Origin of the sequence: Streptobacillus notomytis, assembly GCF_001902585.1 — a bacterium.
GTDB lineage: Bacteria > Fusobacteriota > Fusobacteriia > Fusobacteriales > Leptotrichiaceae > Streptobacillus > Streptobacillus notomytis.
The window spans coordinates 1-16,284 of sequence record NZ_LKKV01000123.1 but is presented as its reverse complement, the minus strand read 5'-3'; the positions used below and the strand labels follow the sequence as shown (position 1 = coordinate 16,284).

General features: G+C 25.6%; 10 protein-coding genes, 1 pseudogene and 1 CRISPR repeat array. Of the genes and pseudogenes, 9 read left to right on the top strand and 2 right to left on the bottom strand.

Annotated elements, in window-relative coordinates; genetic code table 11:
• The first annotated feature begins 31 nt into the window (after window positions 1-31).
• From cas9 to BUE91_RS06320, 5 genes are all read left to right on the top strand, one after another.
• Window positions 32-3,814, top strand: coding sequence for a type II CRISPR RNA-guided endonuclease Cas9 (gene cas9, locus BUE91_RS06335; RefSeq protein ID WP_073508315.1), 3,783 nt, complete (start codon window positions 32-34; stop codon window positions 3,812-3,814).
• Window position 3,815: 1 nt separating this feature from the next.
• Window positions 3,816-4,742 carry a type II CRISPR-associated endonuclease Cas1 gene (gene cas1, locus BUE91_RS06330; RefSeq protein WP_073508314.1) on the top strand — a complete coding sequence of 309 codons (927 nt, stop codon included), beginning with the start codon at window positions 3,816-3,818 and terminating at the stop codon, window positions 4,740-4,742.
• A gap of 4 nt (window positions 4,743-4,746) precedes the next feature.
• The gene (cas2, locus tag BUE91_RS06325; RefSeq protein ID WP_073508313.1) at window positions 4,747-5,061 is read left to right on the top strand and encodes a CRISPR-associated endonuclease Cas2; all 315 of its coding nucleotides are present in this window, start codon (window positions 4,747-4,749) and stop codon (window positions 5,059-5,061) included.
• A 57-nt stretch (window positions 5,062-5,118) separates the two neighbouring features.
• Window positions 5,119-5,614: a CRISPR direct-repeat array (repeat unit 36 nt; unit sequence GATACAGATTCTTGGTAAATTTGAATAATGTGATAC).
• Window positions 5,615-6,048: 434 nt separating this feature from the next.
• Entirely contained in the window at window positions 6,049-6,177 is a 129-nt protein-coding gene (locus BUE91_RS07545) for a hypothetical protein (RefSeq protein WP_280521777.1), read from the top strand.
• A 522-nt stretch (window positions 6,178-6,699) separates the two neighbouring features.
• On the top strand, window positions 6,700-7,548 hold the full coding sequence (locus tag BUE91_RS06320) for a hypothetical protein (protein WP_073508312.1): 849 nt from the start codon (window positions 6,700-6,702) through the stop codon (window positions 7,546-7,548).
• Window positions 7,549-7,674: 126 nt separating this feature from the next.
• Here BUE91_RS06320 and gpmA read toward each other — a convergent pair whose 3' ends face one another.
• On the bottom strand, window positions 7,675-8,364 hold the full coding sequence (gene gpmA, locus BUE91_RS06315) for a 2,3-diphosphoglycerate-dependent phosphoglycerate mutase (RefSeq protein WP_073508311.1): 690 nt from the start codon (window positions 8,362-8,364) through the stop codon (window positions 7,675-7,677).
• Between the two features lie 278 nt (window positions 8,365-8,642).
• Here gpmA and pflB point away from each other — a divergent pair, with 278 nt between their 5' ends.
• The 3 genes from pflB (at window position 8,643) to BUE91_RS06300 (ending at window position 13,358) form a co-directional block, all read left to right on the top strand.
• Window positions 8,643-10,880, top strand: a complete 2,238-nt coding sequence (pflB, locus tag BUE91_RS06310; protein WP_073508310.1) for a formate C-acetyltransferase — start codon at window positions 8,643-8,645, stop codon at window positions 10,878-10,880.
• 77 nt (window positions 10,881-10,957) lie between these two features.
• Entirely contained in the window at window positions 10,958-12,166 is a 1,209-nt protein-coding gene (pepT, locus tag BUE91_RS06305) for a peptidase T (protein WP_066900310.1), read from the top strand.
• Window positions 12,156-13,358, top strand: a complete 1,203-nt coding sequence (locus BUE91_RS06300) for an alpha/beta hydrolase fold domain-containing protein (protein WP_073508309.1) — start codon at window positions 12,156-12,158, stop codon at window positions 13,356-13,358. Before pepT ends, BUE91_RS06300 begins: the two co-directional genes overlap by 11 nt.
• 123 nt (window positions 13,359-13,481) lie before the next feature.
• On the opposite strand, the pseudogene BUE91_RS07790 reads toward BUE91_RS06300, so the two are convergent.
• Window positions 13,482-13,591 (bottom strand): annotated as a pseudogene (locus BUE91_RS07790) (hypothetical protein); the annotation flags it as partial.
• A gap of 542 nt (window positions 13,592-14,133) precedes the next feature.
• Between BUE91_RS07790 and BUE91_RS06295 the strand changes: the two are divergent.
• Entirely contained in the window at window positions 14,134-16,092 is a 1,959-nt protein-coding gene (locus BUE91_RS06295; protein WP_073508308.1) for a hypothetical protein, read from the top strand.
• The last annotated feature ends 192 nt before the right edge of the window (window positions 16,093-16,284 follow it).

Here is a 16,284-nt window from a genome sequence, read left to right as displayed (position 1 = left end):
TAAATATAGATAATTAGGAGGGAAATATTAGATGAGATATATATTGGGACTAGATTTAGGAGTTACATCTATAGGTTGGGCGGTAACAAAAATTAATGATGAAGATGAACCAATAGGATTAGTAGATGCAAATTCAGTAATATTTAAAGCTTTAGATAATGAAGGAAAGCTACAAAATTTAGATAGAAGATTAAAAAGGGGTGCAAGAAGAACATCAAGAAGAAAGAAATATAGGATTGATAGAACTAAAACTCTTTTATTAGAATCTTCATTTTTAACTGAAGATGAATTAAAAAATATATTTAAAGGTAAATTAGAAAATATTTTTTCAGTAAGATTAAGAGGATTAACAGAGCAGTTAAATAAATATGAAATTGCAAGATTGATGATACATTATTGTAAAAATAGAGGATTTAAATCAAATAGAAAAACTGAAGAATTAGAAATAGCTAAAAGTTTGGGTAAAGAAGTTGGTAAAAATGAATCTGATGAAAAAAAATTAAAACCTATTATTGCCCAAAATACAAAAATGATAAAAGAAGAAAATTTAACACCAATTGAAGTAATTTATAAAATAAAGTCAGAAGATAAAAGTATTTTAGGTTATAGAAATAAGCAAGGTAACTATAAATTTGGATTTAAGAGAGATCAAATAATAAGTGAAGCTCAAAAAATTCTTGACATGCAGGAAATTCTTCCTAAAGAAATTTCAGAAAAATATATAGAAATTTTATCATCTCAAAGAGATTTTTCAGACGGTCCAGGAGGAGATAGTAAATATAAGGTAGATTTTAGAAAAATTTCTGGTATTTGTAAATATACGAAAGAAATAAGGGCAGCTAAGTATTCTCCGACTTATGAAATCTTTACAATGCTTTCAAAATTAAATGATGTTAGATACTTGGAAAATAATTCTGAAGATAAATCTAAGGCTAAAAAGTTAAGTAAAGAAGTTGTTCAAAAAATATATGATTTAGTGGTTAATAAAAATAAAGAGCTTACATATAATCTAATTAAGGAAAGTATTGGTAATGAAAATGTTAACATTTTAAATATACCATTTCTTGATAAAAAAGATTATATAAAATTGAGAAAGGATATTCTAGGTGAAAGTGAAAATATAACAGATGAATTAGCTGAATTATTTGATTCAAAAATAAAAAGTGAAAGAATGAAACAGAAATTGTTGAAGAATAATCTTTCAGGATACAAATCTTTAAAAAGTAATTTTAAAAAGAATAATATAAGTAATGAGAGAATAGAAGAGTTGGGTGGATTAGACTTTCTTGATTTGGTAGCAGAAATATTAACTTATGCTAGAACTGATAGTAAAATAGATTTCTATATAAACAATGATGAAAGATATAAAAAACTTAGAGAAGCTCAAGATATAGTTGAAGCTATTAAATTATTCCCTAACTTTAGTGGAAATGGAAATTTATCATTAAGCTTATCTAAAAAATTAAATGAGGTACTTATTGAGGGTAGAGATTATGAAGATGCATTATCTAGTTTAGGATACTATATTGATACAACAAACTTAAATTGGAAAAAATTCCCTAAAATTTCACAAATAGAGGAAGCTTTAAATAGTAAAATTATTAATCCAAATGTTAAGCATATTTTAGTTATACTAAGAAAATTATACAATACTGTATTATTTACTTATGGAACACCTACAAAAGTACATCTAGAATTAACAAGGGATCTTAATAAGAGTTCTTCGGAAAGAAATAAAATCGCTAAAATGCAATTAGAGAATAAGGTTAATAAAGAACTAGCAATGTTTGAACTATATGGGGAACATAAGGATTTATTTAAAGGTTATGGGAAAATATCAAATGATGATTTTATAAGATTTAAATTATGGAGAGAACAAAAAGGAATATGTATGTATTCAGGTAAAAAAATAGAAAAAAGAAATCTTACAAGTGCTAAAGTGGAGATAGATCATATTTTACCTTATTCAAAATCATTTGATAATTCTTATTCAAATAAAGTTTTAGTTTTATCTACTGAGAATCAAGAGAAAGGAAATAGAACACCTTATCAGTGGTTAAAAACTATTAGTAAATGGGAAGAATTTTCAGAAAGAGTTAAACTTAATACGAATATAGGAGGTAGAAAAAAGGAGAACCTTTTATTTAAAGGAGATGTTGTTAACGATGAATTCTTAGATAGGGAATTACATGCAACTAGTCACGCTTCAAGATTAGCTTTAAACATCTTCCAAAGATTAATACCAGTAAGTGAAGAAGATCTATATGATGAAAATGGTAATAAGAAAGTAAAATACATTTATCAAAGAAATGTAGTTGCTTTCCAAGGTAAAATGACATCAATGTTAAGAAATTTATATGATCTTAATAAGTATACACATAATTATGAATCTGGAAATTTAGAAAAAAATAATAAGAAATTTGTTTTAAATGAACTTAATATTGAAAAAGAAAAATTAATAATTTTTGCTCAAAATTTAGAAACTGGAATGAAACTATCAACTGAGGTTAAAGTTGAAAAAGATAAAAAAACAAATACTTTTAAAACGTTAAAAGATGAAACTTTAGCTAAAGAATTGATGAAAAAATATAATTTAGAAAAAATTTGGGAGTCTTTTCAAAATAAAGTTTTATTTGATCTAAAAATGGTTGATTTTGAAGAAATAAACGATGTTGATTATGAGATTATTTCTATACTATATAAAATGATTTCTGATTTAAAAGAGCAAGTGAACAAGAAAAATAGAGAAAATCACATTCATCATGCCTTAGATGCGTTCTTATTAACTATAATGACAAGATCTATGCAAAATAAATTGACTAAATATAATCAACTTATTTATAATTTGAAAAATAAAAATGAAGAAATTTTAGTTGATGAAAAAGGAGAATATATCAATTCCAAAGAATTTGCAGAGAATTTGAGTAAAGAAAAAATATTGCATATAAAAGAAAAAAGTAAAGATAAAGAAAAAGGTATTAGCTTTACTATAAATGGAAAAAAATATATTTTTTCATTAAGAGAGCCTTATGAAGATTTCTTGGACGATATTAAATTTAAAATATTTGATAAAAGAGAAAACTATAAATTACCATATCATGTTGTTAAGTCTAAGAGTAAAGGTCCTTTACATGCAGAAACTATATTTGGAGAAAGTAAAGATCAAGTAACTAAAAGAATTTCTGTACTTGATTTAAAGAATAATTTAGATAAAATATTTGATAAAGATGGAAGTCAGAAAGAAATTTATGAAACATTAGTTAAATGGAGTAAAAGTAAAGACAAAGAATTCCCGAGACTTAAGAATGGTCATATAATAAAGAAGGTAAAAATAGTTGTAGATAATAAAGATAAATTAATTAAGTTAGGTGAAAAAAGATATGTTGAAATGGGACAAACTATTGTTAAAATTTTAGTATTTAAAAAATCAGGCGACGAAGGATTAAGATTTGCAGCGTTAGGAAGATACAAGTACAATTTACTTAAAAAAAGGAAAGATTTTGACCTAAATATCTATAAAAATGCTGTAAAAATGGAGAAGATAAACTATAAAAATTTAGAAGAAAATGGCTATAAATTACTTTATGAATTGTATCCTGGTGAATGTATAGAATTTGAATTAGATAAAGGAGAAAAAGCAGAATGCTTGGTTAGAGGATTTTCTTCAGGTTTGATTGAAATATCAAGTATTATAGGTGATGACTTTGACCTTTTAAATAAAGGAATATTTGATAAAATTTTAGAACGTTATAAAATAACAGTATCAAAAATAAAATCAATTAAAAAAGTTAAAAAGAATATTTTAGGTTATTAATATGTCATTTAGACAAGTATTAATAACAAAAAAATCATATATTCATTTTGAAAATGATAATTTGATTGTAGAAAAAGATAATAAAAAATTATCTGTCCCAGTAAATGATATTGCAATAGTTGTTTTTGAATCTTTGGAAAGTACTGTAAGCTTAAGAATAATATCAGAATTATCTTTAAGGAATATTACCATGTTATTTTGTGATTACAAGCATATGCCTGTAGCATATACTTTACCAATAAATCAACATTATAGAATACCGTATGTTCATAGTTTACAAATGCAACAAACATCTAAATCTAAAGAATTAATTTGGGAAGAATTATTAAAAGCTAAAATTAGAAATTCAAGAAAAGTATTAGAAATTGAAAATGCTTCAAGTGATGTAATAAAATTGATGAAAAAATATGAAAAAGAAGCTGTAGGAAATGATATACAAAATAGAGAAGGTACAGCGGCAAAAGTATTTTTTAATTATCTATATGGTACAGGTTTTTTTAGACAAAATAAACAAGATTCAATAAATATGGCATTGGATTATGGATATGGTGTATTTAGAAGTGCGATTACAAGACTTTTATGTACTTTAGGATTTACAACTCATATAGGTGTTCATCATAATTCTATGATGAATGCCTTTAATCTAACATATGATTTTATAGAACCATATAGACCTATAATTGATTATTATGTATTTAACTATTTATATAGGTTTATTAAGGATGATGAATTAAGTATAGATGCTAGAAAAGAATTAATTTCTCTTTTAAATGCAAATGTTATGATTAATAATAAGGAATACACAGTACTTTATTCAATGGAATTATTAATAAAAAGTTATTTGAAATTTCTAGAAGAGGGTAAAAAAATACTGGCAATACCTGATATAATAAAGATAGATTTTTATGACCTCTTTAAAGAGCTATAAAGAAATGAGATTGTTAATTTACTTTGATTTGCCAGTATCAACAAAAGTAGAGAGAAAACAGACTCATGATTTTAGAAAAAATTTATTATCGGAAGGTTTTATTATGATGCAATATTCTTGTTATTCAAGATTTTGTAGAAATGATGCTGAATGTTCTAAATATTTTAGTAGAGTAAAAAAATTAAGCAATAGATTAGTTGGCGGTGAGATAAGAATATTGAAAATTACTAACAGACAGTATGAAAATATGTTAGTATTAGTAAAAGAACCTAAATTATCTGAAGTCAAAATTTCAAAAAATCCATTAATTGTTTTTTAATGTATAGATATTATTTTTGAAAAGTTTGAATAATGTGATACAATGTATTTGAGGATAGATACAGATTCTTGATAAATTTAAATAATATGATACGAGGTATATTAAACTTTGTGTGGCTTGGATACAGATTCTTGGTAAATTTGAATAATGTGATACGTAGTTTAGGAAAATGTTATGTGACTGTAGGGATACAGATTCTTGGTAAATTTGAATAATGTGATACAATATCTGAGATATAAAAGGCTTAAGCTCGGATACAGATTCTTGGTAAATTTGAATAATGTGATACTAAATGAAGAAGATAGAATTGATACAAGTGGATACAGATTCTTGGTAAATTTGAATAATGTGATACTGCCGAGTTCTAAGAATAGTAAGCAATGGAGATACAGATTCTTGGTAAATTTGAATAATGTGATACAGTGTAACATAAATAAGTAAAAAAAGGAAGGATACAGATTCTTGGTAAATTTGAATAATGTGATACGTGCTTAGAAGATGATGATTATGTCGATAGGATACAGATTCTTGGTAAATTTGAATAATGTGATACAATATAAATTATAATTTTAAAAGAAAAGATATTATCTAGTATTAAGATTGAATATATAGTAGAAATATATAGAGATAATCAAGCAACTAAAGTTGAAAGAGATGTAGAAATAGGAGAGAGTATGTTTTCAAAAGACAAAAAGTATAGAGAATATGAGAATAAAACCATTAAAAAATTACTTAAAATAGTTAAATGAATGACATTAAATGATAATATAATTAAAATTATTGAAAAAGAATTTGGAAAGTTACAAACTAACTAAGTTGTTCCTTTTGAAGAAATACTAGGACATATGTAATAAAGACATTCATAAATAAAAAATTAATTGTTGGATAATTTTGAAAATATAATTTCTAAATCTAAATTTATTTTAAAAGATTATGAAAATGAAAGTATGATATGTATTAAGAAAAATAAGAGGTAGTGATTTTAATGTGATAATTAAATTGGGAATTGAAAATAATTATTATAATTCAATCAGAACTTTATATAAAATGGTCGAAAAACAATTAAAAAGCTATTTAATTAAAAATAGAAAAGTATTTGACAAGATGAAATTATAAAGATATAATGTATTTGTATACAAGGACGGAAACTGTTCGACCGTCGCCACTTAAGTGGAAGGAGATGTAGGTACAAGAACACCTACTGTATATAAAGTATTGAAACTAGTTAAATATTTTAAAGACAACTTTACGGTTGTCTTTTTTATTATAAAGGAAATTTAATTTGAAATAAAATAAGGACTTAATAAGAGAAATAGAGAAATGTATATTATTAATGAAAGGATATAGATTTTTGATAAATTTGAAAAATGTGATACAATGTAATTGATAACATAGATAAAGCCAGATACATATTCTTGATAAATTCAAGTTTAAATATATTTGAATTAATAAAAAACGAACCAAAATGATAGCCTCTAAAGGTTTAATTAATAATAGTTATATTTTCTTTATTCATATAATTAGTATTTGGTGAAAATAAAATAAGTTTTGTTTTAATTCATTGGTGTAAATATCAAAAATATTGAAAAATTTACACCAATATTTTTTAGAATAAATTCTAAATTTTAGGAGATATATATGAATGTTTTGATGTATTTTAAAGATGAGTACTCCAATTTTTCTTTTGATAACCATATATTTATTGCTGGTGGTAATGGTTCTGGAAAGACTATGATGTATAATCATATTTTATCTGGTTTTGATGGTAAAGAAAAAGATATGTTTTTAGTTGATGGATTAAAGGTAAAAAAGAATCAATTTTTTTCATTAGGTATATCAAGAGATAATACATTAGATGAAGAAATAAAATTGAGTTCTAAAACATATATTATTTCAAGACTTGAATCTTTTAGAGAGTATGTTAGTGAAGAAAAGATTAAAAATTCAATGTTTGAATATTTTTCTTCAATTAAAAAATTAATTGAGACAGAGCTTTTTTCTATACCTAATTTTAATCTTGAATTTGATTTTGATAAAATTAGTTCAAATATTTTTAAAGCTATAGAGTATAAAATTGATAATATTAATTTTTCTGAATTATCAACTAGTGAAAAAGTAGACATACAACTTGAAATGTATTTAAATAGATTGGTTAGTGTAAATGATAATACAGTTTTATTAATTGATGATTTTGATAGTATGTATACTAAAAGTAAATTTTTTGAAAAATTATCTTTTATATTATCAAAAACAAAGAAATTTAATACTAAATGTATATTTTTTCTAAAAAATGAAGATATAGTATATGATTTGGTTTCTAATGGACATAAGGTATTATTTATTGATAATAATAAGTTAGTAGAATTACCAAGTTATATTAATTTTATTGATGAAATATATTTATATTCAGAAAAAGAAATAGAAAATAAGGTGAGAAAAATAAAGGAAGAGAAAGAGTTGGATATAATAAAAAAATATTTAAAATAAAAAAAGCTGCTTGAGGCAGCCAATCTTACGATTTTACATCTTAATACAAAATCTTGATGTAAACTTGAATAATATGATTATCTACGCATATATTATAACACAATTTTTCAAAAAGTCAATACTTTTTTAAAATAATTCAGGAGCTGATATTATTTCTAGATTTTCATTTATTTCAAATACTAATGGTTTTCCAGTAGGTAAATTTAAATCAAGTATTTTAACATCATCAATATTTAATAAATATTTTATTAATGATCTTAAACTGTTTCCATGAGCAACAACTATTACATCTTTACCTGCTTTGATTTCTTTTGAAATGTTTGAATCCCAGTAAGGTAAAACTCTTGCTATAGTATCTTTTAAGCTTTCTCCTCTTGGACACTCACTTTCAGGTATATCCTTATATCTCTCTTGGAATTTTGGGTAATTTACTTCATCTGTTAATTCAACATGAGGAGGTGCTACATCAAAACTTCTTCTCCAAATATGTACTTGTTCTTCACCGTATTGTTTAGCAGTTTCTGCTTTATTTAAACCTTGCAGAGCACCATAATGTCTTTCATTTAATCTCCAAGACTTATGTACTGGTAAATATAGTTGATCTATTTCTTCTAAAATATAGTTAAGAGTTTTGTTTGCTCTTTTTTGGAAAGAAGTAAATGCAACATCAAAAGTATAACCTAATTCTTTTAAGGCTTGTCCTCCATTTTTAGCTTCTTGGACTCCTTTTTCAGTCAAGTCTACATCTATCCAACCTGTAAATCTATTTTGTAAATTCCATTCACTTTCTCCGTGACGTACTAATACTAACTTCATTAAATTTCCTCCTAGTTTTTTAATAATATGAATTAATTATACAATATTGTAAAAAAAAAATCAATTTTTATTACCCTAATTTCATATTGCGGAATTTAGTTATAAAATTATCATGACTTGTGAAAAAAATAATATAACTAAAATATCATAATTCCAAGCTTTATATAAAGACAGATATAAAAAAATGTAAAAAAAAGCACCTTTTTTATTGAAATAAATCTATTTTAGTATTACAATTTAAATGTAGAATATATATAATATTTGAAAGGAATGAGATTATGGAAGCTTGGAGAGGATTTAAAGAGGGTAACTGGATGAAAGAAATCAATATTAGTGAGTTCATCCAACTAAATTACACAGAATACACTGGAGATGACAGTTTTCTAGAGGGACCAACTGAGGCAACTACAGAATTATGGAACAAATTAAAGCCTAAATTAGCAATTGAAAGAGAAAAAGGTATTTACAATGCTGAAACTAAAATACCATCTCAAATAGATGCTTATGGACCTGGTTATATTGACAAAGACTTAGAAAAAATTGTTGGAGTTCAAACAGATGAACCATTAAAGAGAGCAATTTTCCCTAATGGTGGATTAAGAATGGTTGAAAATTCATTAGAAGCTTTTGGATATAAATTGGATCCAGCTACTAGAGATATTTATTCTAAGTATAGAAAAACTCATAATGATGGAGTTTTCTCAGCATATACTGATGCAATTAGAAAAGCAAGAAAAACAGGAGTAGTTACAGGATTACCTGATGCTTATGGAAGAGGACGTATAATAGGAGATTATAGAAGAGTAGCTTTATATGGAGTAGACTTCTTAATCGAAGAAAGAACTAAAGATTGGAACAACTTAACTCCTGATGAAATGACAGAGGATGTTATAAGACTAAGAGAAGAAATTTTTGAACAAGTAAAATCGCTTAAAGCATTAAAGAGAATGGCAGAAAGTTATGGTTATGATATTTCTAAACCTGCAACAACAGCACAAGAAGCTATTCAATGGACATATTTTGCTTACCTTGCAGCAACTAAAGATCAAAATGGAGCTGCAATGAGTATAGGAAGAACTTCTACTTTTTTAGATATATTTATTGAAAGAGATTTAAAAGAAGGAAGAATAACTGAAAAAGAAGCACAAGAAATGATAGATCATTTCGTTATGAAATTAAGAATAATTAGATTCTTAAGAACACCTGAATATGATGCATTATTCTCTGGAGATCCAGTATGGGTAACTGAATCAATAGGTGGTATGACAATAGATGGTTCAAAATCACTTGTAACTAAAAATTCATTTAGAATTTTAAATACACTATATAACTTAGGACCAGCACCAGAACCAAACTTAACAGTATTATGGGCTCAAGATTTACCATTAAATTGGAAGAAATTCTGTGCTAGAGTATCTATAGATACATCTTCTCTGCAATATGAAAATGATGATTTAATGAAACCAACATTTGGTGATGATTATGGTATAGCTTGTTGTGTTTCTCCTATGACTATAGGTAGACAAATGCAATTTTTCGGAGCTAGAGTAAACTTACCTAAAGCATTACTTTATGCTATTAATGGTGGTAAAGATGAAAAACAAAAATTACAAGTAACTCCTGAAGGAATGTTTGAACCAATTAAAGGAGATTATTTAGTATTTGACGAAGTTTGGGAAAAATATGATAAAGTATTAGATTGGTTAGCTCAAACTTATGTACAAGCATTAAATATTATTCACTACATGCATGATAAATATTCATATGAATCATTTGAAATGGCATTACATGATAAACACATTAAAAGAACTCAAGCATTCGGTATAGCTGGGTTATCTATAGTAGCAGATTCACTTGCAGCTATAAAAAATGGGAAAGTAAGAATAATAAGAGATGAAGAAGGAGATGCAGTTGATTATGTTAACGAAGGAGAAGATTATGTACCTTTCGGTAACAATGATGACGCAACAGATGATTTCGCAGTAGAAATTACTAAGATTTTCATGAATAAGATTAGAAAACATAAAATGTATAGAGATGCTATACCTACACAATCAGTATTAACAATTACATCAAATGTTGTATACGGTAAGAAAACAGGAAATACACCTGATGGAAGAAGATCTGGAGCACCATTTGGACCAGGAGCAAACCCTATGCATGGAAGAGATGTTAATGGAGCAGTAGCTTCACTTGCATCAGTTGCTAAAATACCATTTGAACACGCAAATGACGGAATTTCTTATACATTCGCTATAACACCTGAAACTTTAGGTAAAGAAGATGATGAAAAGAGAGTTAATTTAGTTGGATTATTAGATGGATATTTTGCTCAAACAGGACAACATTTAAACGTTAACGTATTTGGAAGAGATTTATTAGAAGATGCTATGGAACATCCAGAAAAATATCCTCAATTAACAATAAGAGTATCAGGATATGCAGTTAACTTTGTTAAATTAACCAAAGAACAACAATTAGATGTTATAAATAGAACAATATCTACTAAGATATAAAAAGAGCTTCGGCTCTTTTTTCTTGTTTAAAAATATAATTTATGATAGAATTGACATAAAAAAGAAAGGAGGTCTTTATGTTAGAAAGATTTAAAAAATACGTAAAATTTGAAACTAGATCTGATGAAAAATCTATAACTATACCTTCGACACCTACTCAATACGAGTTTGCTAAAATGTTAGTTGAAGATTTAAAAGAAATAGGGTTAGAAGATATATACATTAATGAATATTGTTTTGTTAACGCAACATTAAAATCAAATATAGAAAAAGAAGTTCCTACTATAGGCTTTATATCTCATATAGATACAGCTGATTTTGAAGCTAAAAATGTTAAACCTAATGTTGTTGAAAACTATAGTGGAGATGATATAATTTTAAATGAAAAATTAGGAAAAATTTTATCTCCTAAAGATTTTCCAAATTTAAAAAACTATATAGGAAAAACATTAATTACTACAGATGGTACAACTTTACTTGGTGCTGATGATAAGGCAGGAATAGTTGAAATTATTGAAGCTATGAAATTCTTGAAAGAACATCCTGAAATATTACATGGAACAGTTAAGGTTGCATTTGGACCAGATGAAGAAATAGGTAAAGGAGCAGATAATTTTAATGTAGATGAATTTAAAGCTGACTTTGCATATACTGTAGACGGAGGAGAAATAGGAGAACTTCAATATGAAAGTTTTAATGCAGCTCAGATTACATATACTATAAAAGGTGTGAGTGTACACCCAGGAACAGCTAAAGATAAAATGGTTAATGCTAATACAATTGCTGCAGAACTTGCTATGATGTTTCCTGAAAAAGAAGTTCCTGAACATACTTCTGGATATGAAGGATTTTATCTTTTACATAATGTTGAATCTAGAATCGAAATGGCAACTTTAACATACATTATTAGAGATTTTGATAAACAAAAATTTAATGAAAGAAAGCTTTTCTGTGAAGATATAGCTAGAAGAATTAATGAAAAATATGGAGAAGTTTTAACATATAATATGTTTGATCAGTATTATAACATGGGAGATATTATTAAAGATAATATGGAATGTGTACATCTTGCAGAACAAGCTATGAAAAATTTAGATATTAAACCTAAAATTATACCTATTCGTGGAGGAACTGACGGTTCTAAAATATCATATATGGGACTTCCTACACCTAATATATTTGTTGGTGGAGAAAACTTTCATGGTGAATTTGAATTTTCTTGTTTAGAGGATATGATGAAAGCAAGAGATGTAATAATAGAGATAGTGAGACTTAATGCTAAATAAGTTAAGTAGAGCTGTTATAGGGTTTATAACGATTTTCTTTGCTATTTCATGTTCTAATATAGAATTACCTGAAAATGTCTCGGGTAAATCTAAGATATATTCAATGTTATCATATAATCTATCCCCTAAAATAGATAGAGATTCTATGTATGCTTTACTTACATCTGTAGGACTTGAAATAGAAGATTATGTAGTTCCAGAAGAATATGATTTTAGGGTATATGATGAAGACGGAACAAGAATAGAACAATATTATACAAAGAATAATTCTGATAAGAAATTAATGATAGTTAGTAATGGTGGTTCTTTCTTAAATCCATATAAAATAGGAAGAAGAGATTTTTATTTAAATTTCTCAAATAAACTTTTAGGTTTTGATGTAATGATAGTAGATTTACATATGGGATTTCAGCATAGATTTCCTGTACAGAATAAAGATTTTTTAAATGCTTATAGATTAGCGCTTAAATTAGGTTATTCTCATAATAAGATAGTATTTGTTGGAGATAGTTCAGGTGGGAATATAGTATCTAGCTCTACGATATATTTAAGGGATAATAAATTACCTTTACCAGCTGGAATATTTTTAATGTCACCATTTTTAGATGCAACAAATGTGGTTGAAAGTAGAGAAAGAAATAGAAAAAAAGATGTATTATTTGGTAATCCATATAATTTTGAAAATAGGTTAAAAATGTTAGAAAATATACCATATTTTATTGCAGAAAAGGATAAAACTAACAGATATATTTCGCCTATATATGCAAAAGATTTAAAAGGATTTCCTAAAACATTAATACATGTTTCAGATTATGAGATTTTACAAGATGATTCAGTAGTTTTTTATAATAATTTAAAAAGAAGTGGAGTAGATGCTACTTTAGTTGAATATCCAGGTCAGTTACATGTATTTCAAATATTGGATATAAGAGAAGCATATGATTCTATAGATAAAGCTTCAGAATTCATAAATGAGATAACAAATAATAAGAAACATGTAAAATTAAAGAAAGAAATTATAGAGAAAATAAGATTTGAAATTAAAACTGAAAAATATAGTAATGAAGAAATACAAGATTTTTTTAAGAAGATAGACATTAATATAGATCAACTTATAGAATTTGAAAGACATAATTACAAGACAAGTAATAGAAATTATTTAAATAGTAAAGATATTTATTATAAAAAATAAAAAGAGACATATTTTTTGAGGCAATCAAAAATGTCTACTGATCCTCAAAAATTAAACAAATTTAATTTAACATACTAATAAGGATTGATTTCTGTAAGAAGCAGGAGTCAATCCTTTTAATTTTTACTTTATATAATATTACTGTAATAATATATGTAATTTTCTATTGATTTCTCTAATTCTTCCAATGTTTTTCTAGAACATTCCATTAATCCATTATAGAAACTATTTCCTTAAAATTAACATGTGATTTATCTGCTCTAAGTAAGTATAACTTTTCTCTTATTAGATTTTAATGTGGTTATTATCTATCTTACCTATTTATATGATAATAATGTTAAGTTTTGCTATTACTTTTACTTTTTTTCTCTTTTATTTTTCTTTCTTTAACTAGAGCAAGTATTCATTCTCAGCTTTTAGATAAATTATTTCATTTTTTAACTGTTTAATCTTTTTTTCTTCTTTCAGATATTTTTATTTTATCTTCTCTTGTTAATTTCTTTACGAAAAAAACTGCACTTTAAATCTTGTATCAAAGATTATGAGTTTAGTTAAAATGAAACTCTAAGAAGAACTTGGAATTTTGATTATATAAAAATGTTAAAAAAAACATTTGTAAACATAATAAAATTCATTATGAGAAGAATATAATGGAAAATAATTTAAATTATAAAGAGAGTACAATCAAGGTTAAATTTTAACTTGACAAAACACTGTTTTAAAGTTAAAATCAATTAGGTATAAAAATTAAAAAAGTGTCTTAGGAGGAACGACGATGAAGAAAGCATTTTTAGGAGTTTGTGCTTTAATTTCAGTAACTTCATTTTCTGATGTTACTGGATATTTCAAATCAAATTCAGAAGTAAAAATAAATAAAGAATCAGAAATAAAATATGATTTATCTACTAGAATGGATCTAGGATTATATTTAGATCCTAGTAAAGAAACATTTATATTTGCTGGAGGACAATTAAAGGGTGACACAAAACCAAATACACTAAAAAAACCAGGATACTTAGGTGTAAGATTAGAAGCTAAAGTAACTGAGGATTCAAATGTAATTTTAACAGGGGCTTATAGAACTGAAGATATAAATATTAAAGATCAAATTAAAGAACATGCAAAAAAGGCAGATAAGGAAAATGGATTTTTATTTAAGGATAAAGAGACTATTTTGTTGTCAGGTATTGGGTATGGGAAATATGATGATATAGAATATAGATTAGGAGCTATATATAACAGCAGTAACTTTAAAGATAAAACACATAGATTAAATGCTTTTGTTAAGGCTAGCACTAAATTAGAAAACGCTGACGTTTCAGCTGAACTATCTTACAGATTAGGAAATGTTGAAACTAATATATATAAAGATAACGAAATCAAAAACAAAGAAAAAGCATTATTAAATACAGGTGGAACTTTAGCGGGTGAAGTTAAAATTACTACAAATAGATTAGTTAAGGACTTAGATTTAGAACATAAAACTAATTTTGATTTAGGGACTATATTACCTGCAGGTAATACTAATTCAGAAGCTCAGGTAATAAAAGTAGGAACAGATAATAAGGCAGTATATAAAGGTGTTAAAAACTTAGAATTAACTGGAAAATTAAACTATAAGGCAGAGGTAGTTTCTAAATATAGTACATCTGGAGATAAGAATCAAGAAGGTCATATGAAACATTCTCCAGAGGTTTTTGTTGGTGTTAAATATGATAATAAAAAAATTATGTTTAGCACTGAAAACACTGATAGAGTAGATGTTAAACATGAACTTAAAACAGGGTTAGCTTTAAAAGACGATATGCTTAATAATTTCTTTAAAACAGATAATAAATTAGAAATTAAACCATCTGAATTAATTACTTTAAGAGTTAAGGTATTTGATATCTTAAAATCTGAAAAATTAAAAAATTCTGCTGAGCATAAAAATTCATTCTTGGGGGGGTTAGGACTAACTCTAAATCCTAAATCTGATAAGGTTAAATTTGAACATAAATCAGATGTAGTTTATAAATTAGAAGATCTTGATGTTAAATCCCTTAAAAATGTAAGTATTGATGATCATGAGTTGTTTTTATGGACTACTAATAAATTAACAGTTGATGTAAATGAAAAGATTAAATTAGAAGGAAATTTAAATTCATATAACTATCTTTTATTAGAAGATGAAGAATATATAACTATAGACAACTTTACAGAATTAAATGGAAAAGTTAGTTATAAACAGGAAAATGTTGATTTTTCACAAATGTTAAGTGCAAGATATGCGTATGGTGATGCAGATGCTGATGATAATAGTCATCATTACATGGTAGAATCAGATACTAAATTAGGATATAAAGTTAATTCTATACTTGAAATTAATTCAGGATTAAATTTAGAATTTAATGCAAGTAACTTAAAAGAAGAAAATAGAGTTTTAAAAATGTATGTTGAATCTCAAGGATTACATGAAGACAAATTTAAAACATTTGGGAAATATACTGATGATGTTAAGTATGATGACAAAAAGTTGATAAATAGAATTAATGATGAAGTAAAATCGTATGGTAATGATTACTACGATATAGTAGTAAAACCTGAGTTAGGTGTAACAATGAAATTCTTAGAAAATAAATTGACAGTTAAACCAAATGTTTCAACTAGACTTTTATTTACTGCTGGATTACAAGGCTTTAAATTTAATAGATTCAATACTAAAGGTACTTTAAAAATAGAATATATTTGGTAATTTAGTTTTGTTGCGATTGTATAATTATAAATATTATAAATGTACTTTCAAACTGAAAAGTTTGCTGGTACATTTTTAATTTATAAAACCTTGCAAATATTTGACTTTATACTTTTTAAGTGATATAATAATGGCGATAAATAATATAAAATAAATAATAAAAAAATGGAGGAAAAATGGCAAAACAAAAAT